Source organism: Sphingobacterium sp. NPDC055431, from assembly GCF_053644255.1.
Map to the genome: position 1 here is coordinate 58,578 of NZ_JBSHLH010000009.1, position 23,827 is coordinate 82,404.

Sequence of the window (23,827 nt, forward strand, 5' to 3'; positions counted from 1 at the left end):
ATGGTCCCATAGCTTGGGACCATCCAAAAAATTGTTTCAAACTATTCGGCTATGATCTTTCCTTTCATTACCGCAAGGTGACCAGGAAATGAACAGATGAAATCATAGGTACCTGGGCTTTCAAGTGTAAAGTCGATTTTGCTTTCTTCGCCACCGCCAATTAAATTGGTATGGGCTAGAACATCAGCTGTTGCAGGGACATAGTCTGTAGCTTGTGCCTTTATTGCCTCTTCTCCGAACTTAATGGGGTCAGTACCTAGTTTCAAAACAACCAAGTTATGTCCCATCACTTCTTTTTTCATGGTACCAACGTGCTTTAATGTAAGACTGATTGGCTCTCCGGCTTTGACATGTAATTCATTTACATTGAACTGCATTTGATCGTTGCTCTCTACCACAATGGTATTTGAAGTTGCGGAAGCAGCAGATTCAGGCTCAGCTGCAGGAGCAGGAGTTTCGGTTGCTGTTGCTTCGGTAGCATGTGAACTGTGATCGGTAGAATCAGATTTAGGTTGTTCTGAATTGCCACATGAAGCTAAAAATAAGCATGAGCATAATGCAAGAGTTCCAATGTTAAAGGTAGTTTTCATATAATGTGTTTTGTATTTAAGACAAAATTGTCTTTTTTATCCCTTGAAAAAAATTCCAACGGTCACATTTTTCAGTGATGCTAGTAATATTTTACTTTTATTCAACATTTATGACACATTGCAAATGCCTTATCATTTGGATATCCGATTTATCAATTGCTTTATCATTTGTAAACTATATTTAACAAATGATATATAAATCCTATTTTTGCAGGCATGAATTATCTGATAGTAGGATTAGGAAATATTGGAAGGGAGTATGCTGATACTCGGCATAATATAGGTTTTATGGTTGCAGACGAACTGGCAAATCAGGCCGGCACGTCTTGGTCAACCTTGAAACATGCTTATTACACTGAATACAAGCAAAGAGGTCACAACGTTTTTGTGATCAAACCTACGACCTTCATGAACCTGAGCGGAAAAGCCGTAAACTATTGGATGCAAGAGCTGAAGGTACCTATCCAGAATGTCTTGGTCATTGTGGATGACTTGGCCATTCCTTTTGGATCATTGCGTATCAAACCTAAGGGATCTGCAGCTGGACACAATGGCCTGAAATCCATTGAAGGGTCGGTGGGCGGACAACATTATGCACGATTAAGATTCGGTATCGGAGATAATTATCCCAAAGGAAGACAGGTAGACTATGTATTGGGTCCTTTTGACAAGGAAGAACAACGGGAATTACCCGCGCTGATCGAACATTCCGTAAAAATGGTGAACAGCTTTATCAATATCGGAATTGAGCTGACCATGACTAACTTGAACACCAAATAAATCCCGGACTCTTCCAGATTCCCTAAAGACTTAGGCATTTTTTTCGTATATTATTAGCATATTTACGCGACATAATTTATGGATAGAATACGACCTTTCATTACCATTCCGATCATCTTGGTTTTCTTTATATGGGGATCGACGCAGGCATTTCATTTATTGAGTGCGGCATCAGATTGGGATGTTTTTGTGGGCGTTTGTTTGGCTCTCTTGCTGATTGCCATTCTCTATAAGTTCATTATGTATATCTTAAAAAAATAGACCAACCAATTTTATTTATGAAAAGAAATCTTATTGCTTTGGGGGCAACCCTTATTATCGCTTTGCTAGTTTGGATCATTTGCACGGAAAGGATTGACGCCGGATATGAAGGTATTAAGGTCAAACTCTATGGTTCTGAAAAAGGTGTTCAGGATGTCAGTCTTGTTACCGGAAGGGTTTGGTACAATCCAGTCACTGAATCGATCTATGAGTTTCCAACCTATGTTCAGACAGTCAACTACGAGAACTTTACGGTAAATGCCAAGGATGGTTCGGTCTTTACGGTCGACCCTACCCTTTCCCTTCGCGTATTGACAGGCAGTTCACCGAAGATCTTTACCAAATATAGAAGACCAGTGGACGAAATATTAAACATGACTTTGGTGAATCACATCAAGGATGTGTATAGGATCGAATTCAACAAATATTCCACGGATTCCATCATCAGCAATCGTGAGAAATTTGAAAATGGTGTACAGGATAAAATGATCAAGTTTTTGGAAGGTGAAGGCTTTATCTTGGAGCAACTGACTTCAGGTATACAGTATCCTGAATCGATCACCCAAGCTATCAATGCCAAAAATGCCGCCATACAGAAGGCACAACAGGCTGAAAACGAGCTGAAGGTCGTAGAAGCGGATGCCAGAAAAATGATCGTCCAGGCAGAAGCTGAAGCCAAGGCCAATCAATTGAGGCAGCAGACCTTGTCACCATTGCTGATTCAACAGCAGTTTATTGAAAAATGGGACGGCTCGACACCGCTATATGGCAACAGCCCTGTGATCTTTAAGGAATTGAAATAATAAAAAGGCAGCCCTAGGGTTGCCTTTCTTGCCTGATTTGATTTAGTAAATAATAATATTTAATAAAAGTCTTTATTTGGATTTTGTCCCAATGATCACCACTCCCTTTTCACCTTTTTTCCCATATAAGGCTTTGCCTCCTTGTGGATCCAACTGGTTCAAATATTCTATTTGATTATTATCCAATTTGTCAATAGCTTTCTTATTGGCGATCTTTCCATCGATGACAACAAGCTTATCCTTTAGTCCATCTTTGGATAATGTTCCTCTAACCATGGCAGCTCCAGGTTTGCTATTTTGAGTATGTCCAGGATTACTTATGATTACTTGTGTTATCTCAGAGTCTGGCTCGCCTTTTACAGTCATTCTCGCAGGTTCAGAACCTGGTTCTCCTTTTACAGTTATTCTTGCAGGTCCAGAGGCAGGTTGGCCTTTAACAGTGATCCGAGGTTCGGAAACAGGTTTCCCAGAGAAAGTTGTTGATTGGAGATTGTTTTTCCTTGCAAATTCTTTTGTTGTGAACTTGATGGTTGGTTTCCCACCATTGGAATCCTTTATAATATGAACATTCTCCAATTCATTTGGGTTCAGTTTTTTATACTCCTCGTGATTGGACTCTTTTTCATCAATGATAATTTTCGTGTCCTTTGGGATTCCTTGGAGCTGGACTTTTGTAATGACCTTTACAGGCACTGAGTCTGTATCAATATTATTATTCGCCTTCATACCTATAAATTCACCACTAAGCTCTTTGGGGCCTTGAGGACCTTTCCCACCGTCTTCTTTCTTGGTTTCGATAACAATTACTCCGTTTTTGGCCTCTTCACCATAACTTTTTGCATCAGCACCTATTAGAACCTTCAAACTTTTAATGGATTTAGGATTAATCGCGTCTATATTGAAGTTTATAGGTAATTTTTCACCATCAAGTATCACTAAAGGACGCTTACTCGGAGTTATATCAACAAAACGGATAGTTCCGCCAGACCTAGGCTTACCTTGAATATAGTCTGCAAATGCCCTGGTATTTATATCTTTGATGGAATCAAGGTATGTCGTATCTTTTCTAGGATGCTGAATCATGACCTTTTTGATCTGTTGATTGAGGTCAGTTTCATTCAAAGTGACCACGACACGTTCAATTTTTGCTTCTGCTTGGTTTACCGTAAAGGTAATACCGGCAATGATCAGGACGGGCAACAGGAATACATACTTTCCAAGTTGCAGTTGGGATGATCGTTTTTTGTTCATCATCATAATGCGCTTTTTTAAGGTTTTAAAATTAAACTGATTGCTGATGCCGACCGAAGCACCCTGCTTGGTGACATTCAGCAACGAGTATTGATAGGTCTGTCGGTCCACACCCTTATCCAGAACTTGTTGATCAGTCAAGAATTCTAGATTTTGACGTACGGCTTTGCGCATGTACCATACGAAGGGATTAAACCAACAGCACAACAACACTATTTCAAACAACAGAACATCGATGCTGTGATGGCCTCTCACATGTACCTGTTCGTGCTTGAAAATATCATATAGCTCCAGATCTTGGTGCTGCTCTTTGTGCAGATAGATTTTATTGAAGAAGGAAAACGGTGTAATCGGGAAAATGACATTCCTGAAGATATAATCTCGCCATTGAGATGGTTTAGAATGCCAATGGATACGCAATAAGCTTCCGAGCTGTATCAGCAGCCTGGTCAATAGGATCAATCCTCCTATGCCTAGCAAATAAACCAAAAGGTCGCTGAGGTAAAACCCTCCTTCTTCTTTACTGTCCTCCAACAATGGAAAGTATTCCATGATAATCCCCTGAGGGATTGTAATGCTCTTGGCAAACCACGCTTTGACGTCCAAGAACGGATAAACAAAGGCATAGATGCTCCCGAAGATAAAATAAACCCTATTGAGACGGTAGAAAGTGAGGTCCTTCAAAAGTACTTGGTACCCTAAATAGATTAAGGCCAGCAGCAGGTTTACTTGGATGATATAGGTCAGTAGAGCTTCCATGCGCTTAGGATTTATTGTTCTTGATCATGTCCATGATTTCTTCCAATTCCTTTTGGCTTAGCTTCTCTTCTTTCACGAAGAAAGAAACCATTTCTTTATAGGAATTCCTGAAATAATCTCCTACAAAGGAATTCATAAATTTAGCTTTGTATTCCTCTGCATTTAATATGGGTTCATATCGCTTTGCATTGGCATATTTGACCGCCTTTACAAAGCCCTTCTTTTCTAGATTGCGGATAGTGGAAGCCAAGGTCGTGTAAGGCATCTCTTTATCTTTCAAATTATCCAAAATCTCGCGGACAAATCCTCCGTTTAATTGCCAGATTGACAACATGGCTTCTTCTTCTTGTGCGGTCAGTTTTTCCATTGCTCTACGTATTTATCACTAAATTACGAACTTTTCGTAGACTTCCAAACTATTTAACATATTTTATCTGTTTGGCTCACTGGAAATGAACGGATTAGGCTGCCTATTTAGTTAAAAAAGGAGAATTAGGGCTATGCGAACAAAGATTTGTCCTGATTGGACAAGTAATCTAATTAATACACATAAATTGTCTTAAAATGACTGTTTTGTGTCATAATTATTCATATTATACATCTGAAAATAGAAATCAATTTTATACATTTGTAAGAATACGATAAAAGTATAAAACACAAATAATACAAGAAATTTGATTATGTCTGAAACTGCATCTATTAACTTAAATGGGTCTACATATGAAATGCCTGTTATCACAGGAACAGAAAATGAGAAAGCCCTAGATATTTCAAAATTAAGAGATTCTTCTGGATACATTACATTAGATCCAGGATTCAAAAACACAGGTTCTACAAAGAGCGCCATCACTTTCTTAGATGGAGAAAAAGGTATCCTTAGATATAGAGGATACGCAATTGAAGATTTAGCAGAAAAATCAACTTTCTTGGAAGTAGCTTATCTATTGATTTATGGCGAGCTACCGACAAAAGACGTATTAGAGAAATTCCGTTCCGATATCAGGGCTCAGATGATGATCCACGAGGACATGAAAAACTTCTTCGCAGGTTTCCCATCGAAGTCTCATCCAATGGGTCAATTATCTTGTTTAGTAGGTGCATTGTCATCTTTCTACCCAGAGTCCCTAAACCCTAACCAAACGGAAGAGGAAGAAAATAAAACAATCATCAACCTATTGGCTAAGATGCCTACGATCGTTTCATGGATCCAAAAGAAATCATTAGGTCATCCGGTGGTTTACCCTAAGAATAACTTCGGTTATATCGAGAACTTCCTGAACATGATCTTTGGTGAAGTAAACCAAGACAAAACATTCGATCCTTTGGTAATCGATGCGATGCATAAATTATTGATCTTACATGCTGACCACGAACAGAACTGTTCTACATCAACGGTAAGAATGGTTGGATCATCCAATGCGAACATGTACGCTTCTATCTCTGCCGGTATCAATGCCCTATGGGGTCCATTGCATGGCGGTGCTAATCAAGCAGTAATTGAAATGCTTGAGGCTATCAAAGAAGATGGCGGGGATGCCGATAAATATTTAGCAAAAGCGAAAGACAAGAACGATCCTTTCCGTTTGATGGGATTCGGTCACCGTGTGTACAAAAACTTCGACCCACGTGCGAAGATCATCAAGAAAGCTTGTGACGATGTATTGGAAAAATTAGGGGTTCAAGATCCTGTATTGGATATCGCAAAGCGTCTTGAAGAAGCTGCCCTGAATGACCAATATTTCATTGACCGTAAATTATATCCAAACGTTGACTTCTATTCTGGTATCATCTACCGTGCATTAGGATTTAACTCGGATATGTTCACTGTATTGTTCGCTTTAGGCCGTCTACCAGGATGGATCGCGCAATGGAAAGAAATGCGTGATAACAAAGAACCTATCGGACGTCCAAGACAAGTATACATTGGCGAGAACCTTCGTCCATATGTAGAGATCTCAGACAGAAAATAAGAAGAAGAAATTCATAATAAAAAGCCCAACCATCGAAAAGACGGTTGGGCTTTTATATTGAATGTCAATAAATTTCTACAGCAATTAAAAAGGCTCCAGAATTGGAGCCTTTAATATTTTATATAAATCTTTGGATTATTGTCTGATTGAAATACGCTTAACGATTGTTTCTGAGCCTCCAGACACTCTTACGAAGTAAAAACCTTCGGAAAGTTTCTGTTGGGTATCAAAACTTAAGTTCTGCATCCCTGCATCTAAACTACCATTGTGTAGACTTAAGACTTCATTTCCAAGGGCATCCATTACTTTTATCGTAATATTATTTACCTTTGCGAGCTTAAAAGTTACAGAGATTTGTTCTGAGATAGGGTTGTAGAAGACTTTAACATTATTGATAAGCTTGTCATTGTCTTCTTCTTTCGCCTTAATCATATCAAATGAAGAAGGCTCAAGTGTTGAAAAGCTGGAATAATGTGGGGTTGAAACTCCTGAATTAGAAGCCTGCGCAGTGCCTCCTAAGCCGACTAATAGGCATAGGGAACAGATAGCAAGGTGTGATATTTTTCTAAATTCTAATTTCATGTTTCAATATGGATACTCGATAAAGGTTATGGTTTAATCAAATGTAAACAATAATTCGAGAAATCCTAATACAAAAGTAATTAATTTTAGCTTTTTTTCTGGAGTTTTTTATGGCCTTTAACAATTTTTAACAAGAAAATACGTTGTCGCATTAAAAGTTGTAATTTCGCCTCTAATTTTAGACAAGATATCAAACATAATTAAATATATGTCAGGAGATCATAAACAAAACCTACAGCGCCTAAGCTGGACAGGTTTATTAATCAGTCTAGGTATCATTTTCGGTGATATCGGTACTTCTCCCCTCTACGTTTTCAAAGCAATTTTTAACAAAGGTGAAATTCAAGAAATCATGATCTATGGTGGTCTATCGTGTATTTTTTGGACACTTACCTTGCAGACCACCGTTAAATATGTCATCATTACATTAAATGCGGACAACAAAGGTGAAGGCGGGATCCTATCCCTCTATTCCTTGGTCCGAAAGAAAGCGAAATGGTTGATCATTCCGGCCATCATCGGGGGTAGTACCCTGTTGGCCGACGGGATGATCACTCCTGCGATCACGATCTCATCAGCTGTTGAAGGATTAGCTATCAAAACCCCAGGTTTTCCGACCATACCAGTCGTTGTTCTCATCATTTCCCTGCTATTTATCATCCAACGTTTCGGAACGAATATCGTAGGTCGGGTCTTTGGACCATTAATGTTCATTTGGTTCACCACAATTGGGGTTTTAGGATTTTCATACTTAGGACATAATCCAGAAATCTGGAAAGCTATCAATCCATATTATGCCTATCAATTATTGGCCAACTATCCCAATGCTTGGTTCATCATAGGTGCAATTTTCCTATGTACCACGGGAGCTGAAGCGCTTTATTCAGATATGGGTCACTGTGGAAAATCAAATATCCGTATCAGTTGGATCTATGTGAAACTGATGTTGATATTCAACTATTTCGGTCAAGGAGCTTGGTTATTGGAGCATGTTGGAACCCAGATCGGTGAGGTCAATCCTTTCTATGCGATCATGCCAGATTGGTTCATTATATGGGGAGTAACTATTGCAACCATTGCGGCAGTAATTGCCAGTCAAGCCATGATTTCAGGATCTTTTACCTTGATTGCTGAGGCTGTACGACTAAATATTTGGCCTAAGGTTGCTATCCGATATCCAAGTGACCATAAAGGTCAGATCTATGTGCCTTCGGTAAACCTGATCCTATATCTGGGCTGTATGCTGATCATCCTGATATTCAGGGAATCCAGCAATATGGAGGCAGCCTACGGTCTTGCCATTAACCTGACCTTCATCATGACGACCATCCTGATGACCGTATTCATGATCAGAAAACGCATCAACCCAATCCTGATTGGCTTATTCGCATCGGTTTACACCGTCATCGAACTAGCCTTTTTAGTGGGTAATATCAGTAAAATTGCACATGGTGGTTGGTTGACCCTATTGCTTGCATTAACCTTGTTCATAGTGATGTACAGCTGGTTTGGTGCAAGGAAGATCAAGAACAGATTTGTCAAATTCGTCAATATCCAAGACTACTACCCTATCCTATCTGAACTTAGTGAGGACAAAACGGTACCTCAGTTTTCATCTCACCTGGTTTATTTGACCAGTGCCAATAACTTAACGGAGGTAGAGGCTAAGATCACCTACTCAATAATCAACAAGAAGCCCAAACGTGCCGATGTGTATTGGTTGGTTCACGTTGATGTAATGGACAACCCACATACAAGGGAATATAAAGTCACCCAATTGATCCCTGGAAAACTTATCCGGATAGACTTTCACTTAGGTTTCCGTGAGGAGCAGAAGATCAGTTTATTGTTTCGTAAGGTTGTGGAAGATATGGTAAACAAGGGTGAGATAGATATCACAAGTAATTACGAAACCTTGAAGAAACATAATATTCCAGGTGATTTCAATTTCGTAGTATTGGAAAAAGTGATTTCTAAGACCCACTTCTTGAAATGGAATGAAAAGATCATCCTTGAGATCTATAAGATCTTGAAGAAATTCAGTCTTTCCGAGGAGAAAGGATTTGGACTCGACAGTAGCTTCGTAACATTGGAGCGGGTGCCACTGACCATTCCAAACACGGGAGAAGTAAAACTTACTAGATTATAAAAAAAGGCTGCCAATGATTGGCAGCCTTTTCTAATGCTTTTTATCTCAATCTATTTTGTGTCGATATTTCTCAACTTGGAGTTTCTATAGCCATAACCAAAATATATCGCTAAACCACCCAGTAACCACAGGATAAAGATAATCCAGTTACTCGCCCCTAATTCAGACATCAGGTAAAGGTTTACCAAGATTCCAATGACCGGCAGTAATGAAAAGTTATATTTAAAACTCAACACACTCAACACCAACCAAGCCAACCAAAATACGATCACTAAAGATTTATGCAAAAGAATCGCTGAAGACCCCATACTCATCCAATCTGAAATGGACTCTCCACTAAACTTAACAGCGAGTATCAAGCCAACAATTAATCCAATACCTACGATGTATTTCCCATTGACATATGGCACTCTAAACTTAGAACGTTTGGATAAGCCGGAATGATCCATATACAACACCCCGCAACACACTAGGATAAATGCGAAGAAAGTACCTACAGAGGTCAGATCGACAAAGAAATCCATCTTGAAGAACAATGCTGGGACAGCCACCACGATACCTGTCACGATCGTTGCAAAAGAAGGCGTTTTATATTTTGGGTGAATAGTTGCAAACTTCTTCCATAACAACCCGTCCCTACTCATGGTCATCCAGATCCTTGGTTGAGCCAATTGGAACACAAGCAAAGCACTCGTAATCGCAATTACGGAAGTAACCGAAATAATCCCTGCCATATGATCGAAGCCTACGTATTCGAACACATATGCCAATGGATCCTTCACATTCAATTCCTTATAATTCACCATTCCTGTCAATACAAGTGTGATCGCCACATAAAGCACGGCACAGATCAACAAACAATAGATCATCGCTTTTGGAAGGTCCCTTTGAGGGTTCTTACACTCCTCCGCTGTTGTTGAAATGGAGTCAAAACCGATAAAAGCAAAGAATACAGCTGCTACCCCACTCATTACACCTCCTAAACCATTCGGGGCAAATGGAGTCCAGTTCTCCGGTTTAACAAAGAAAATACCACCGATAATCACCGCGAGGATAATCCCGATCTTGATCAGCACCATGATATTACTGGCTTTCCGGGATTCTTTAATACCGATATACACCAGCCAGGTTACCAGGAAAGTGATCAATCCAGCAGGCATGTCAAAGATAATCGGGATATCCAAGATCCTTGGCGCAGTGTCATAGGCCTGCAGAGCAACCTTATCGATTTTCTCCAAATTCTCTATCCCTACTTCCAGGAACTTCTGATGCGCATCTAGGGCATAACCTGGCGCCATGGTCATCCATTTGGGGAGATGTATCCCGAAGCCTTCCAGCATGGACACAAAATACTGCGACCATGATATGGCCACTACCATATTGGATACGGCATATTCGAGCACCAGGGCCCAGCCAATTATCCAAGCAAACAATTCACCAAATGCCACATAGGCATAGGTATATGCACTACCGGAAACCGGTACGGTACTCGCAAACTGAGCATAGGAAAGAGCAGTAAACACACAGGCAAAAGCCACAAAAACGAAGAGCAGCGAAACAGCCGGACCTCCATTGTAGCTAGCCAAACCTATGGTACTGAAAATACCAGCCCCTACGATGGCTGCAATACCAAGGGAAACTAAATCTCGAACTCCTAAAATTTTTGCTAATCCAGAACCACCATGTTCAGCGTCTGAAAGAATTTGATCTACGCTTTTCTTTCGGAAAAGTCTATTAGCCATATTAAGTTAATTTATTGGACAAGTAACAAAAGTGAAAAAAATTATGACAAATATGTCAAGTTATCCTGAATATATGTGTAGATATCCTTGAAGTCCTTCATATCTTCATTGCAATAATCGACCAAGACCTCGGTCAATCCTTCATGTATTCCCTTTGGGGTCTCAAAGGTCCAGATACGTTTTGAAATATTGATCAGTGGCTTTGAAATCTGATCAAGATCTTTATAATCAAAAATATACTTCCATGCTAGGAATTTATCATAAAAGGCAACAAACCCATCAATATCCTCCACACCGATGGTTTTCAAATAACTTTTCATAATTGGTTTGTGAACATTTTCCAGGTGTTCATATAATCTCGAAACATTGACAAGCTGATGCTTGATCAACAAATGGTCGAGCATCAATTCTACTGCGATATGCGCCATGAAAGTCCCACGGATCGGCGTACCTTCCAATACAGGGTCCAGCTTACGTCTCAGGTGATGGCAATGGTTCAAAAAGAACTCACTGCTATGGAATAACTTGTCCACCTCCACATGCCGATACCAACCTTCGGATATTTCCATGGTCAGGGGATGGGCAAAAAGCTGTTCCTCGAATTTTTGGGGATGAAAGATATAGGACTTATCTACATTCTTCAACAAGTCAGGCAACAAAGAGCCAAGAACACGCTCAGGGATAGTTGCAAACCTTTCAAAATAGAAATGTGAGAGAAAATTCATCCGCTATATCAAACAATAATTATCTGAAAGATACAGTTTAATCTCGTATCTTTGCAACTTAAATAAAAATCTTAAGGGTATATTATGAACTTTGTAGAAGAACTACGCTGGAGAGGCATGCTTCAAGACATCATGCCAGGAACAGAAGAATTGTTAAACAAAGAACAAGTAGCGGGATATATCGGCTTCGACCCGACAGGCGATTCTCTACATGTTGGTCATTTAACTCAAATCATGACCCTGATCCACTTTCAACACGCAGGCCACAAACCTGTTGCCCTTGTTGGAGGTGCTACAGGTATGATCGGAGACCCTTCATTCAAATCAGCTGAACGTAATCTTCTTGATGAAGCTACGTTAGCTCACAATGTTGCATCCCTGAAACATCAATTGACCAAATTCTTAACATTTGGCGAAGGTGAAACAGATGCAAAAATGGTGAACAACTTCGATTGGTTCAAGGACTTCAGTTTCTTGGATTTCATCCGTGACGTTGGTAAGCTGATTACCGTGAATTATATGATGGCCAAAGATTCTGTAAAGAAACGTTTGGAAGGCGAAAACGGCCTTTCCTTCACTGAGTTCTCCTATCAATTAATTCAAGGTTATGACTTCTATTATCTTTGGAAAAACCAGAACTGCAAAATCCAAATGGGTGGTTCTGACCAATGGGGTAACATCGTTACAGGAAGTGAAATCGTTCGCAGATTAGAACAAGGGACTGTTTTCGGATTAACTACGCAATTGATCAAAAAGTCTGACGGACAGAAGTTCGGTAAGACAGAATCAGGGGCAGTATGGTTGGACGCTAAGAAAACCTCTCCTTATAAATATTATCAATTCTGGTTGAATGCAACTGATGATGACGCTAAAAACTGGATCAAGATCTTCACCTTGAAAACCAAGGAAGAAATTGATGCCATTATCGCTGAACATGATGCAGCACCGCACTTGAGAATTGTTCAAAAGGCATTAGCTAAGGACATCACAACACGTACGCACTCTGAACTAGACTACGAAACAGCGGTTAAGACTTCGGAATTCCTTTTTGGAAACGGAGACCTTTCTTTCCTAGCTAACTTAGACCATGATGCCGTACTTGAGGTATTCGATGGTGTTCCTCAATCCAACTTGGAAAGGGCAAAATTAGCCGAAGGCATCAACATCTTGGATCTACTGGTTGAAACACAGGTTTTCCCTTCCAAAGGTGAAGCTAGAAAAATGTTGCAAGGTGGTGGAGTTTCCTTGAACCGCGAGAAATTAACAGACATTGAATTGCTAGTAAACACCAGCAACCTAATCAATGACAAATACTTAATTTCTCAACGTGGTAAGAAAAACTACTACTTGATCACTGTAGCATAAAGATCAAGCTATATCAAAAAGAAAGCCCGTAATCGACTTGATTACGGGCTTTCTTTTTGACCTCCAATCCGATTAGAGTTCCAATATTTTATATTTTATTTCCCTTTTCTCCGCATTTTCCTGTTGATCGGAGTACAATACGATCGAAAAAACGGCGCGATCTTTTCCATCTAAATTTATTTCAATATTATCATATTTACGGTCGGTGGAGCTGATTTCAAACTTAAAATCTTCCTTCGAGGAGTATTCATTCAATCCGAAGACTCTATCCTCCATATCATGGGTCACTTTTGAATTCAGGTATTGAAAGTCCAATTTAAGTTTAGAATCTGACACCAGGTTTACCAGCCTAACTTTCATCTTACCTGTTTCAGGCATAATCACATCATCCTCTGTTACAAGCGGTTCCCTTTTGTTAGTGCCATAAAAAAAGTATGAGTAAATTTTTGGACTCTGAAAAACTTTCTCTGTGGCATACAAAACATCTCCCTTTATTGTTTTCAGCTCCAACGATCTTTTTCCTGGAAATAAAGTACGGTGGTTAAGGTATCCTCCTGTGCTAAAATTCTCGTCGTCCTTGTTGATTAATTTCCCATCGATCAAAAGCTGTAGGTTACTTGTTCCTTCGATGGCATTGAAAGCAGCAATACCTGAAAAACTATCGCTGTCCAGATTTTCAGGTCCAACGCCATCATCCTTGGCACAACCTTGCATAAAAATCGTAAAACAAAGCGCTATTACAGGCAGCAAATATTTATTTCTTGGAAACATACTTCAAAATTCTTTATATTCAAAGATACAACGAATTTGGAGAGCTTATTGCTACAGCTCAATGAATTCAAATCAATGAACTATTTATGCATTAGCTTTATCGATTTCAATTGTTTTTAACAGGACATGATACCATGTTGTGTTATGACCTACACAATGGAATCCTAAAAGTTTTTTTTAAGTTTGTACTAACGTAAATCACGTCATAATTAATGGCTAAATTAAATACATTTAAAAACGGTAGTGGTAGCACTGGGACTAAGAAGACGAAGAACACTACTATTTCCTATCAAAAAAGAGCAAAAACCAAGTCTTTTGACCAATTCAACTTTTCGGAAGGTCAGAGAAAGGCTCTAAAAATATTAGGCTTATTTCTTCTTTTGCTCGCTGGGCTATTCACCGTTGCATTTGTTTCCTATTTGTTCACTTGGCAATCTGACCAAAGCTACATCGCCCAAAGCAATGGCGGATGGAGCACTTTGATGCAAACTACCGAAGAAATCCATGATGAAACCATTGAAACACCAATCGTTCAGAATAAACTCGGAAAGTTCGGAGCCCTATTAGCCAATCAATTTATCTATGAGTGGTTTGGCGTCGCTTCCTTTCTATTTATTTTGGTCTTATTTGTTATCGGTTACAAGTTCCTTTACAAAAGATCGATCCTTCCTGTTTGGAAAACCGTGATATATTCCCTTGTAGCTATTATCCTCTTGTCAATTACCCTTGGTTTCGCCCAAGATTTTATATCCAATACACCCCATATCCTTGAAGGTAAATTTGGTTTCTGGACCAACCAGATCCTAAAAAATCAAATCGGAACCGTAGGGACCGGCGGCTTGCTCGTATTTATTTTCTTGACAGCCTTGGTATTGCTGTACAACTACGACTTAAGATTCTCATTCCAGTCCTCCAAAAAACAATTGGAAGACGAGGATGAAGAATTTGAAGAAGATGATCAAAATTATACCACGGTCAACAATAAGATCAAGGCCAATACACAGCAAAACATCGCTACAGATACCTATGCTGTACCTGATGAGGAAGAAGAAGAAATTGGCAGTGTTGATTTCACGTCCAACAAAGAAGAGGACAATACGGTATCTCTTCCATTGAATGTGAATGCTATCAAGCCCAACACAAACTTTGTTGAGAACCAGGAAAAAGAAATCGAGCTCAGCATTGATCCCCCTCCTGCCCCAGTAAAGAAATCTGAAGAGGTTGCAGAACCTGCACTTACTGTGGAAAGAGTCATTGAAGAAAAACCGATATCAGCCAATGACTTAGTGGAGAAATTTGGAGAATATGATCCTAAACTAGACCTATCAGGATACCAATACCCAGGTTTAGATCTATTGAAAGATTATGGCTCCGGTAAAATCACGATCAACCAACAGGAGCTTGAAGCCAACAAAAACAGAATTGTTGAAACGCTGAGAAACTACAGCATTGAAATCGAACATATCAAAGCGACCATCGGACCAACGGTGACCTTATATGAAATCATCCCAAAACCGGGCGTTCGTATTTCTAAGATCAAGAATTTGGAGGATGATATTGCCCTTAGTTTAGCAGCCTTGGGTATCCGTATCATTGCACCAATGCCGGGTAAAGGAACGATTGGTATTGAGGTACCAAGCTCCACGCCTGAAATGGTATCGATGCGTTCTATCTTGACCACCGAGAAATTCCAAAAGTCAGATATGGACTTACCTATCGCTTTAGGAAAAACCATTTCCAATGAGGTATATATTGCCGATTTGGCAAAAATGCCGCACTTATTGGTAGCGGGTGCTACTGGTCAGGGTAAATCGGTTGGTATCAATGCGATTTTAACTTCGTTGCTTTACAAGAAGCATCCAGCCGAGTTAAAGTTTGTCCTGGTCGACCCTAAGAAAGTAGAGTTATCCTTATTCAAGAAAATCGAAAGACATTTCTTGGCAAAACTGCCTAATGAGGATGAACCAATCATCACCGACACGAAAAAAGTAATCAACACCTTAAATTCCCTTTGTATTGAAATGGATCAACGTTATGATCTATTAAAAAATGCACAGGTAAGGAATTTAAAGGAATATAATGCAAAATTTATCAATCGTCGATTAAACCCTGAGGAGGGTCATCGATTCTTACCATTTATAGTTCTTATAATTGATGAGTTTGCCGATTTGATCATGACTGCCGGTAAGGAAGTAGAAACTCCTATCGCTCGTCTTGCTCAGTTAGCCCGTGCCGTGGGTATCCACTTGGTCATTGCAACACAAAGACCTTCCGTGAATATCATTACAGGTACCATAAAAGCTAACTTCCCAGCTCGACTTGCTTTCAGGGTACTTTCGAAAACCGACTCAAGGACCATCTTGGATAGTGGCGGTGCCGACCAATTAATTGGTCGTGGTGACATGTTGCTTGCAACAGGTAGTGACCTTATCCGTATCCAATGTGCCTTTGTCGATACACCTGAGGTAGATCAGATTTCTGATTTCATCGGATCGCAGCGTGGTTATCCATCCGCCCACCTATTACCAGAGTACATTGATGAAAATGGTGAAGGTTCCGGCTTAGCGGATTTCGACATGTCCGATAGAGACCAGTTGTTTGAGGAAGCTGCACGGCTGATCGTCATGCATCAACAAGGCTCAACATCATTGATTCAGCGCAAATTAAAATTAGGTTATAACCGCGCTGGTAGGATCATCGATCAATTGGAAGCTGCAGGTATTGTAGGTCCTTTTGAAGGAAGTAAAGCACGCGAGGTGCTCTATCCCGATGAATATTCATTGGAACAATATTTGGAAACATTAAGAAAAGATTAATTAATGATGATGAGATTTATCTATGTATTTATTGCCCTATTTAGTGCAACATTAGCTTTCGGACAAAATGGTTCAACCAAGAAAATCTTGGATGAAGTGTCCCAAAAATATGATGGCTACAAAACCATTCAATCCGAATTCACTTTTAAAGCTACGCAGGCGAATGGCGAGAACTATACCGACAAAGGAAAATTGTTCCTGAACAAACCTTCCAATCAGTATAAGATTTCATTGCCTACACAGGACCTGATTTCTGATGGCAAATCCACTTGGTCCGTTCTTAAGGAAGATAAAGAAGTTCAGGTTTCTGAAGCTGACAATTCTGGACAATCCATTGGACCCAACAATATTTTCACCTTCTATAAATCAGGATATAAATATGGAAGTTCTTCCAATCAGTCAGATGCTGCTGCTGGAAAGTTGACCGCAATTGACTTGACTCCTGAGGATGCAAAGAGTAATTATTCCAAGATCCAGGTCCGCATCAACAAGAACAAGCATATCCATGATGTAACCATCTTTGACAAATCTGGCGCTAAGTATACTTATACCATTAACGGCCTGTATGTCAACAGCCCAATTGCTGGTTCGACTTTCCAATTTAACAAAGGAAATTACCCAGGATTTGAAGTCGTAGATTTACGTTAAGAAACCAAACATTTCATATAAAAAAGGCGAGTCAACCCTGGGTTGCTCGCCTTTTTGTTGCATAAGCCCCCAACCATCGCAAAAATAAAAAAGCCTCATTGCTGAGGCCTTCTTATACTTATTCTAAAAAATTATAATGAAAATTCTAAACTATGCCCGAAAGAACCGCAGCTCGATCAGGTCATTTGGTACAGGCAAGGTATTCCAATGTTCATGAATTGCTAGGGCTGCTCCTACAGCCGTGGCCTGCGCCATAGATGCAGCATAAACTTCCACCTGCGGATACTCCTTGGCCAACAGGTTCATATAGATAGAATTCTTGCTGAATCCTCCATCCACAAAGACTCTACTGATCTTTCCTTGATCCATGATCAAATTGGTCGATCGTACCTGCGCCTTCACCAGGTGCAACATAAAGGAATGGTAGGCCTCTTTATAGTCCTTAAATTGATTTAGATCCAGTTTTGAGAAGGCATCCAATTCATCCGAAGTCTCTTTCTTTTGTAAGTCCTCTATTAAATTCCAATCAATATCCATATTCCTGAATTTTGCTGTCGTAACAGCAAAATGATCCGCAATACGTTTGGATTGCACATCATGTTCATGTCCTGCAAACAGTCGCGAAGCTTTGACAGGATCACCTGCATAAGACAGGTAAAATAAACAATCCTGCTCCAACTCTGATTTAGTCAGTGGACTATGGTTGAAGGGATTCAAAGAGATACACCAGGTTCCTGTGGAGATCAAAACGAATGGCTCATGAAAATTCAACAGGTACGGAATCAAGGCCGATGAACTATCATGAAGGCCAGAACCGATCACAAAAGTACTTCCCGGAAAATTTGCCGAGAACACTTCATCCGCTTCCACTACCGGAGCCAATTTTTCATCAATGCCATTATCCTTAACCCATTGGTGATAATACTGCTTATGGTAATCCCAAAGAGCTGTATGGCAACCAATGCTCGTCTTATCCGAATAGAGCTTGCCAGAAAGCAAGAAACTGAGGTATTGTGGCAGATGCAGTGCACAATGGACCTCTTTGAAGACCTGAGGCCTTTCTTTCTTCACCCGAAACAATTGCAGACCGGAGTTTAAACTCCCTAAATCTGGCGATGCCGTATCTAAACTGAATTTTTCCAAACCCCCGTATTGATTATGGAGTTCGTCTTTCAGTTCCTGGGGATAGGCTTTCAAATAATTGTACAGTGGAGTCAGCGGTTGTCCATCCTCTTTGATCAGAACAAAGCTTGCTCCATAGGAAGTAAAGTTGATTGCTTTAACTTCAAATTCTGTTTTACGGAAAATCTCATGTAGCGAATCAAACACGGAAAGCCTCAAGCTTTCAATATTTTCACATGGATCTCCATCCTCATCGACTGTTTCTAAAAAACGTGCTGATTTTTCAAAGACGATCTGATAATGTTCATCAAATAAGAACAATTTTTTGTTCGTTTTGCCAACATCAAAAATGGCAACAACAGGTATACGTTCTTTTTGTCCCATTTATTTTTTTATAATCCCGTAGCAACTGAATTTTCACCTCTTTCTTTCACTAATTGATCCCTAACAGCTAGTTCATCGAACATTTGTAGTGGATCCAATGCAGCTCCAGACCGTAATCTTGCTTCAGCTACTATCGGTCGGACATCTGTGCGGAATGCGTCCTGCAAGATGTTCTGTGCTTTAACGATATCATTATTTTGTTGAGCCGCTTTCAATGCTTCTCGGTCTACCAAAAGCGCTTGCGCATAGGCAATCAAGATTGCTTCAACGGATTGCAATAAATCAATCAATGGATCTTTCAAGTTATGCGAAGCATCGATCATCCAACCTAAATCACTGACATGGTCCATCCCTCGGGCATCCATACCCTCCACCAACTCACTGAAGATCAAGAAGAGTTGGTAAGGCTTAATTGCCCCAGCAGTGAGGTCATCATCAGCATATTTACTATCATTGAAATGGAAACCACCTAATTTTCCTTCCATCAGCAATAAAGAAACAATCTGCTCAATATTGGCATTAGGAAGATGATGGCCCAGATCAACCAGCGTATATGCCTTAGGTCCCAACTTTGTAGCCAATAGCAAAGATTGCCCCCAATCTCCAATGGTCATCGAATAAAAGAAAGGTTCAAATGCTTTATACTCCACAAACAATTTCCAATCCGCCGGCAGATGGGCATAGATCTCTTTCAGACTTTCCAAGGTATTTTGAAAAGCTTCCCGAAAGTTCAATTGACCAGGAAAGGATGAACCATCCGCCAACCATACTGTCAGCGCCTTCGACCCTAACGCTATTCCATGGTCAATAACCTCTTTATTATGGGCAACAGCCTGTTTCCTGACCTTCGGATCCACATGCTGCAAAGAGCCATGTTTATAGCTTAATGCTTGACCTTTCTGGTCCTGAAAGGTATTGGAATTTACCGCATCAAATTTTAGATCAAAGGAAGCTGCCATATCCCTGATCTTTTGGGAATCTTGAGGGATATCCCAAGGGATATGCAATGAAATGGCACCACTTGACCGATTTAAGGCATGTAATAAACCTACGTCCTCAATCTTTTCCTCCAATGTCCCAGGCTCACCCTTACCACTAAACCTCCCGAAACGGGTACCTCCCGTTCCCAGAGCCCAACTAGGAATGGCAACCTGAAACTTTTCAAGCTTCGATACAATAGCTTCAATCCCTTGAATATCTTCTTTCAGAAATTGGAAAGCACGCTGATGCCTACTTTCCAATTTCCTATTGTGCTCTTCAATCTGTTCTTTCGCAATTCTCATCGTATCTGCTTTATGTTATTGGAACGGCCCTTATCTCACAAAGGCCATGGCAACTCCACCATCTACATTCAATACATTCCCTGTTGATTTGTTCAACAGACCGCCAACAAAGGCAAAACATGCATTGGCAATATCTTCCGGCAAGATCACCTCATTTAATAAAGTTCGTTTCGCATAGAAAGCCGGCAACTCTTCAACAGATATACCATAGGCTTTTGCTCTTCCTTCGGCCCATCCTCCGGCCCAGATATTACTGTCCGAAATAACCGCATCTGGATTTACCACGTTGACCCTGATCTTGTCTGGACCTAACTCTGCGGCATTTAAGCGACTAAGGTGTAATTGGCTGGCCTTGGCACTGCCATATCCAGCATTGTTTGGTCCACTTACCAACGCATTCTTACTCACAATATTGAGGATATCCCCGCCTATTCCTTGAGCTTTCATGACATGTACAGCTTGTTGAGTGACATAAAACTGTCCCTTCACCAAAACATCGTATAATAGATCAAGATCCTTTGTACTATGGTCCTCAATGGTTTTTGAAATCGATAGCCCAGCATTGTTCACTACGATGTCAATACCTGCGTAATTTAAACATGCTTTTTCAAATGCGACTTTGATCTGTTCTTCATTGGTTACATCTAAAGGTACAGAGACTACATTGTCATTTCCAAAAGCAGCTTCAAATTCTTTTTTTGCACCAGCCAATCTTTCAGCATTTAAGTCATTCAGTACAATGACAGCACCTTCTTCGGCAAATTTCTTGGCGATAGCCTTGCCTATACCGCCGGCACTACCTGTCACCAAGGCAATCCTTCCCGATAAGGCTTTCGGTTTCGGCATACGCTGTAATTTTGCTTCCTCAAGCAGCCAATATTCAATATTGAAAGCTTCTTGTCTAGGCAAGGATGTATATTCACTTACCGCCTCTGAACCTTTCATCACATTGATCGCATTGGTATAGAACTCCGCGGCTACCCTTGCCGTTTGTTTGTCTTTCGCAAAGGCAAACATCCCTACACCAGGATAAATAATGATCACTGGATTTCTATCCCTGATCGCTGGGCTGTTCGGGTGTTTACAGGTTTCATAATATTCCGTATACATGGCCCTATAATCCTCAAACAGGGGAGCAAGTTTCTCCTTCAATGCTTTTACATCATTCAAGTCTTCATCCTTGTCCAGGTTCAGGATCAATGGCTGTATCTTGGTTCTCAAGAAATGATCTGGACAGCTGGTACCTAATGGTGCCAATTTCTCCAGATCATTGGAGTTGATGTATTCCAGTACACGGTGGTCATCTGTGAAATGACCAATCATGTGGCGTTCACTGGAACAGAACCCTCTTAAAATAGGCGCTATTTTAGCCGCCTGTACTTGTCTTCCTTTAGGATCCAGACTTTCTACTTTCTGCCCCCCAAATATTGCTCTGTTCTTACCGTAGTTTTCTTCCAGGTAATTCGCACAAGCTTCAATCACATCCAAGGAATTGATATAGCAATCCTTTGCATTGTCGCCCCAGGTAAATAGACCATGGGAACCCAACATGATGCCGCGGATGCCCGGATTTTCTTCCAGACATTCACGCAATTGCAATCCAAGGTCAAAGCCTGGTTTTTGCCAATCCACCCAACCAATGGTCCCGTTAAAGAGCTCATGGGTAATTTTCTTGCCATCCTTGGCTGCCGCGATGGCAATCGCTGCATCGGGGTGAAGATGATCAATATGTTTGAATGGTAAAAATCCATGTAATGGGGTATCGATTGAAGGTGCTTTCGACGCTAGATCAAAAATGCAGTGATTGAACAGTTCAACCATCTCATCTTCATGTTCTATCCCTCGGTACACTTTTTCAAGATCCCGTAGCCTATCTACATATAAAGCAGCTAGTCCGGACTTCTTCAATGTTCCTATATCCCCTCCTGAACCTTTGATCCACATTACCTCTACTTCCTCTCCGGTCAAGGGGTCTTTATCCATTACCTTGCAAGAGGTATTTCCTCCGCCGTAATTGGTAATCCTTAAATCCGATCCTAAAATGTTAGAACGGTATAATAACAGAGCTACCTCATCACCCGCAAGCTGTTGAGCGTACTCATCGTCCCATAAATAATTAACGTGTTTGTATGTTCTCACAGTTATATGTATTTAGTTTATTATTCTAATGTTTTCGCAAATCCCACTATACAAATCGACAGAATGATAGTGGCTATTCCAGCAATGATCGCTGTATATGTTGGTTTACTAACTCCTTTCCATTCCTTGAGGGCAATTCCCCAAGCATTGGAAATCAAAATGATAAAGGCCATGTGCAGGATCCATGAACTCGCACCATTGCCCAATCTACTTTCGCCCATCCCATAGAAAAAGAACTGCAGGTACCAAGTCGTCCCGGCTATGGCACAGAGCAAAAAGTTCTTTCCAATTGGCGTATCCCTTTTCGTATAATCTACAAACGAATGGTTCTTGATCAATAGGTACAGGCACCATAAAAAATTTGTGCTAAATCCACCCCAGAGGATTACGATATAGGTTACATTGTTTTGGTATAAAAACTCACCTTGACCTGGATGCGCAGACTTCCATAAATTATTGGCAACTTCTGCCATGGGTTTGCCGGATTCTATTCCAAAATTAAAACAGGCACTCAAAACCCCAGATACGATAGCGACAATGATCCCTAACCCAAAATTATAGTCTGCCTTCGCTTCTGATCCCAAGGCTCCCAAACTTCTTTCCTTTAGCACACCTGCCTTCCCACATAAATAGATCCCAACCACACAGACCAACAGGCCAACCATCACACAGATTCCAGCGTTCTCCGTAAAGAAATAATCAATGCCATGCTTCCCCTCGGTCCTATTGAAGAAATAATATATGGCCGGCATCAGGGAACCAAAGACCATACTCAGTCCCAGAATCACACTGCTCCCCAAGGAAACCCCTAAATATCTCACCCCTAGACCATAGGTCAACCCTCCTATTCCCCATAATATACCAAACAGAAAAGTATATCCTAAAATATGGTTTCCTGTATTGCTGATGATATCCCAAAAATTGGGAATTGTCAGCCATGCTGCAATCGGAGGAACAATGATCCAAGAGAACAAACCACCTAAAATCCACATTGCCTCCCAAGACCAGCCCTTTACTTTCTTAAACGGAACGTAAAAACTACCAGACGCAAAGCCACCAATAAAATGAAATATTACTCCTGCTAATGCATTCATACGTGATCAAAAAGTGATTTAGGTTTTTAAGTTATTCCGAAGATATTTTATTTCTTTCATTCAACTGTTATGCACTGTCATGCTGTATGTAACTTAAGTCACATATCTTCACTGAAACTTTAAATAAAAGATTAAAAAGGTTAATGTTTTTTCAGATTTTGTACTGTAAAAACATTTTATACAATAATCATAATACAGCAGCCAATCTATCTAATAACAAATTAAATGATATAATCTTAACCGAAATTGGGAGGAGTGTTTCAGATACATACGTTTTGAACCAGGATGGAAATGATGAGAGGATGGACCAAGATCATGTTTTGAACCAGGATGGAAGGGATGAGAGGATGGACCAAGATCAGACCGTCTGCCGAAAGGATTGAAACTTATCGGAATATTGCATAAATATGGTTTTACTGATTTAACGGGTTGTATTGCCGTACAGTTCCTGAACCTTCGGTCCAGGATGACAAAAACTTTAAAAAAACAGACACAAGACCTAGCGCGCTGAACGGTCTATTGTCTTGTGTCTATTGTCTTGTGTCTATTGTCTTATGTCTTAGAATAATGTCATAGACCTTCGTCTATGACAT

Annotated in this window: 19 protein-coding genes; 8 read left to right on the forward strand and 11 right to left on the reverse strand. The window is 40.3% G+C overall.

From position 1 onward, the window contains the following. Nucleotides 1–41: 41 nt before the first annotated feature. A complete protein-coding gene (locus ACWIB3_RS09985) occupies nucleotides 42–590 on the reverse strand; it encodes a plastocyanin/azurin family copper-binding protein (protein WP_185217730.1) in 549 nt (182 codons plus the stop codon). A gap of 216 nt (nucleotides 591–806) precedes the next feature. Here ACWIB3_RS09985 and pth point away from each other — a divergent pair, with 216 nt between their 5' ends. The 3 genes from pth to ACWIB3_RS10000 all read left to right on the forward strand — a co-directional run bounded on the left by pth (nucleotide 807) and on the right by ACWIB3_RS10000 (nucleotide 2,434). Next, the gene (pth, locus tag ACWIB3_RS09990; protein WP_254529496.1) at nucleotides 807–1,370 is read left to right on the forward strand and encodes an aminoacyl-tRNA hydrolase; all 564 of its coding nucleotides are present in this window, start codon (nucleotides 807–809) and stop codon (nucleotides 1,368–1,370) included. A gap of 78 nt (nucleotides 1,371–1,448) precedes the next feature. Next, nucleotides 1,449–1,631 (forward strand): hypothetical protein, encoded by a 183-nt coding sequence (locus ACWIB3_RS09995; protein ID WP_093101669.1) that lies wholly within the window; start codon nucleotides 1,449–1,451, stop codon nucleotides 1,629–1,631. A 17-nt stretch (nucleotides 1,632–1,648) separates the two neighbouring features. Beyond that, nucleotides 1,649–2,434 carry a prohibitin family protein gene (locus ACWIB3_RS10000; protein ID WP_185213436.1) on the forward strand — a complete coding sequence of 262 codons (786 nt, stop codon included), beginning with the start codon at nucleotides 1,649–1,651 and terminating at the stop codon, nucleotides 2,432–2,434. Between the two features lie 72 nt (nucleotides 2,435–2,506). Here ACWIB3_RS10000 and ACWIB3_RS10005 read toward each other — a convergent pair whose 3' ends face one another. Both ACWIB3_RS10005 and ACWIB3_RS10010 read right to left on the reverse strand, forming a co-directional pair. Continuing rightward, on the reverse strand, nucleotides 2,507–4,444 hold the full coding sequence (locus ACWIB3_RS10005) for a M56 family metallopeptidase (protein WP_454291508.1): 1,938 nt from the start codon (nucleotides 4,442–4,444) through the stop codon (nucleotides 2,507–2,509). A gap of 4 nt (nucleotides 4,445–4,448) precedes the next feature. Then, nucleotides 4,449–4,811, reverse strand: coding sequence for a BlaI/MecI/CopY family transcriptional regulator (locus tag ACWIB3_RS10010; RefSeq protein ID WP_185213434.1), 363 nt, complete (start codon nucleotides 4,809–4,811; stop codon nucleotides 4,449–4,451). A 313-nt stretch (nucleotides 4,812–5,124) separates the two neighbouring features. Here ACWIB3_RS10010 and ACWIB3_RS10015 point away from each other — a divergent pair, with 313 nt between their 5' ends. Then, entirely contained in the window at nucleotides 5,125–6,414 is a 1,290-nt protein-coding gene (locus ACWIB3_RS10015; protein ID WP_093100208.1) for a citrate synthase, read from the forward strand. A 135-nt stretch (nucleotides 6,415–6,549) separates the two neighbouring features. Here the strand turns inward: ACWIB3_RS10015 and ACWIB3_RS10020 are convergent, their stop codons facing one another. Then, a complete protein-coding gene (locus ACWIB3_RS10020) occupies nucleotides 6,550–6,996 on the reverse strand; it encodes a T9SS type A sorting domain-containing protein (protein ID WP_454291509.1) in 447 nt (148 codons plus the stop codon). 208 nt (nucleotides 6,997–7,204) lie between these two features. Between ACWIB3_RS10020 and ACWIB3_RS10025 the strand changes: the two genes are divergently transcribed. After that, nucleotides 7,205–9,145, forward strand: coding sequence for a KUP/HAK/KT family potassium transporter (locus tag ACWIB3_RS10025; RefSeq protein WP_185213431.1), 1,941 nt, complete (start codon nucleotides 7,205–7,207; stop codon nucleotides 9,143–9,145). Between the two features lie 50 nt (nucleotides 9,146–9,195). Here ACWIB3_RS10025 and ACWIB3_RS10030 read toward each other — a convergent pair whose 3' ends face one another. Then, nucleotides 9,196–10,887: an amino acid permease gene (locus tag ACWIB3_RS10030; protein WP_185217727.1), complete on the reverse strand. Its 1,692-nt coding sequence runs from the start codon at nucleotides 10,885–10,887 to the stop codon at nucleotides 9,196–9,198. 41 nt (nucleotides 10,888–10,928) lie between these two features. Then, entirely contained in the window at nucleotides 10,929–11,612 is a 684-nt protein-coding gene (locus tag ACWIB3_RS10035; protein ID WP_454291510.1) for an ACP phosphodiesterase, read from the reverse strand. 84 nt (nucleotides 11,613–11,696) lie between these two features. Here ACWIB3_RS10035 and tyrS point away from each other — a divergent pair, with 84 nt between their 5' ends. Next, nucleotides 11,697–12,977, forward strand: coding sequence for a tyrosine--tRNA ligase (gene tyrS / locus ACWIB3_RS10040; protein WP_454291511.1), 1,281 nt, complete (start codon nucleotides 11,697–11,699; stop codon nucleotides 12,975–12,977). Between the two features lie 72 nt (nucleotides 12,978–13,049). On the opposite strand, the gene ACWIB3_RS10045 is transcribed toward tyrS, so the two are convergent. Further along, nucleotides 13,050–13,748, reverse strand: a complete 699-nt coding sequence (locus ACWIB3_RS10045) for a DUF4397 domain-containing protein (RefSeq protein ID WP_454291512.1) — start codon at nucleotides 13,746–13,748, stop codon at nucleotides 13,050–13,052. Between the two features lie 212 nt (nucleotides 13,749–13,960). Between ACWIB3_RS10045 and ACWIB3_RS10050 the strand changes: the two genes are divergently transcribed. Together ACWIB3_RS10050 and ACWIB3_RS10055 are read left to right on the forward strand one after the other, a co-directional pair. Continuing rightward, nucleotides 13,961–16,564, forward strand: coding sequence for an FtsK/SpoIIIE family DNA translocase (locus ACWIB3_RS10050; RefSeq protein WP_185217723.1), 2,604 nt, complete (start codon nucleotides 13,961–13,963; stop codon nucleotides 16,562–16,564). A gap of 3 nt (nucleotides 16,565–16,567) precedes the next feature. Continuing rightward, nucleotides 16,568–17,212, forward strand: a complete 645-nt coding sequence (locus tag ACWIB3_RS10055) for a LolA family protein (RefSeq protein ID WP_454291513.1) — start codon at nucleotides 16,568–16,570, stop codon at nucleotides 17,210–17,212. A gap of 150 nt (nucleotides 17,213–17,362) precedes the next feature. Here the strand turns inward: ACWIB3_RS10055 and ACWIB3_RS10060 are convergent, their stop codons facing one another. From ACWIB3_RS10060 to rhaT, 4 genes are read right to left on the reverse strand one after another with little or no spacing between them, the layout of a single operon-like run. Further along, nucleotides 17,363–18,718, reverse strand: a complete 1,356-nt coding sequence (locus ACWIB3_RS10060) for an FGGY-family carbohydrate kinase (protein WP_454291514.1) — start codon at nucleotides 18,716–18,718, stop codon at nucleotides 17,363–17,365. Nucleotides 18,719–18,726: 8 nt separating this feature from the next. After that, nucleotides 18,727–20,001: a sugar isomerase gene (locus ACWIB3_RS10065; RefSeq protein WP_454291515.1), complete on the reverse strand. Its 1,275-nt coding sequence runs from the start codon at nucleotides 19,999–20,001 to the stop codon at nucleotides 18,727–18,729. Nucleotides 20,002–20,031: 30 nt separating this feature from the next. Then, entirely contained in the window at nucleotides 20,032–22,140 is a 2,109-nt protein-coding gene (locus ACWIB3_RS10070) for a bifunctional aldolase/short-chain dehydrogenase (protein WP_454291516.1), read from the reverse strand. Between the two features lie 20 nt (nucleotides 22,141–22,160). Then, nucleotides 22,161–23,234 (reverse strand): L-rhamnose/proton symporter RhaT, encoded by a 1,074-nt coding sequence (gene rhaT / locus ACWIB3_RS10075; RefSeq protein WP_254529510.1) that lies wholly within the window; start codon nucleotides 23,232–23,234, stop codon nucleotides 22,161–22,163. Nucleotides 23,235–23,827 lie beyond the last annotated feature (593 nt).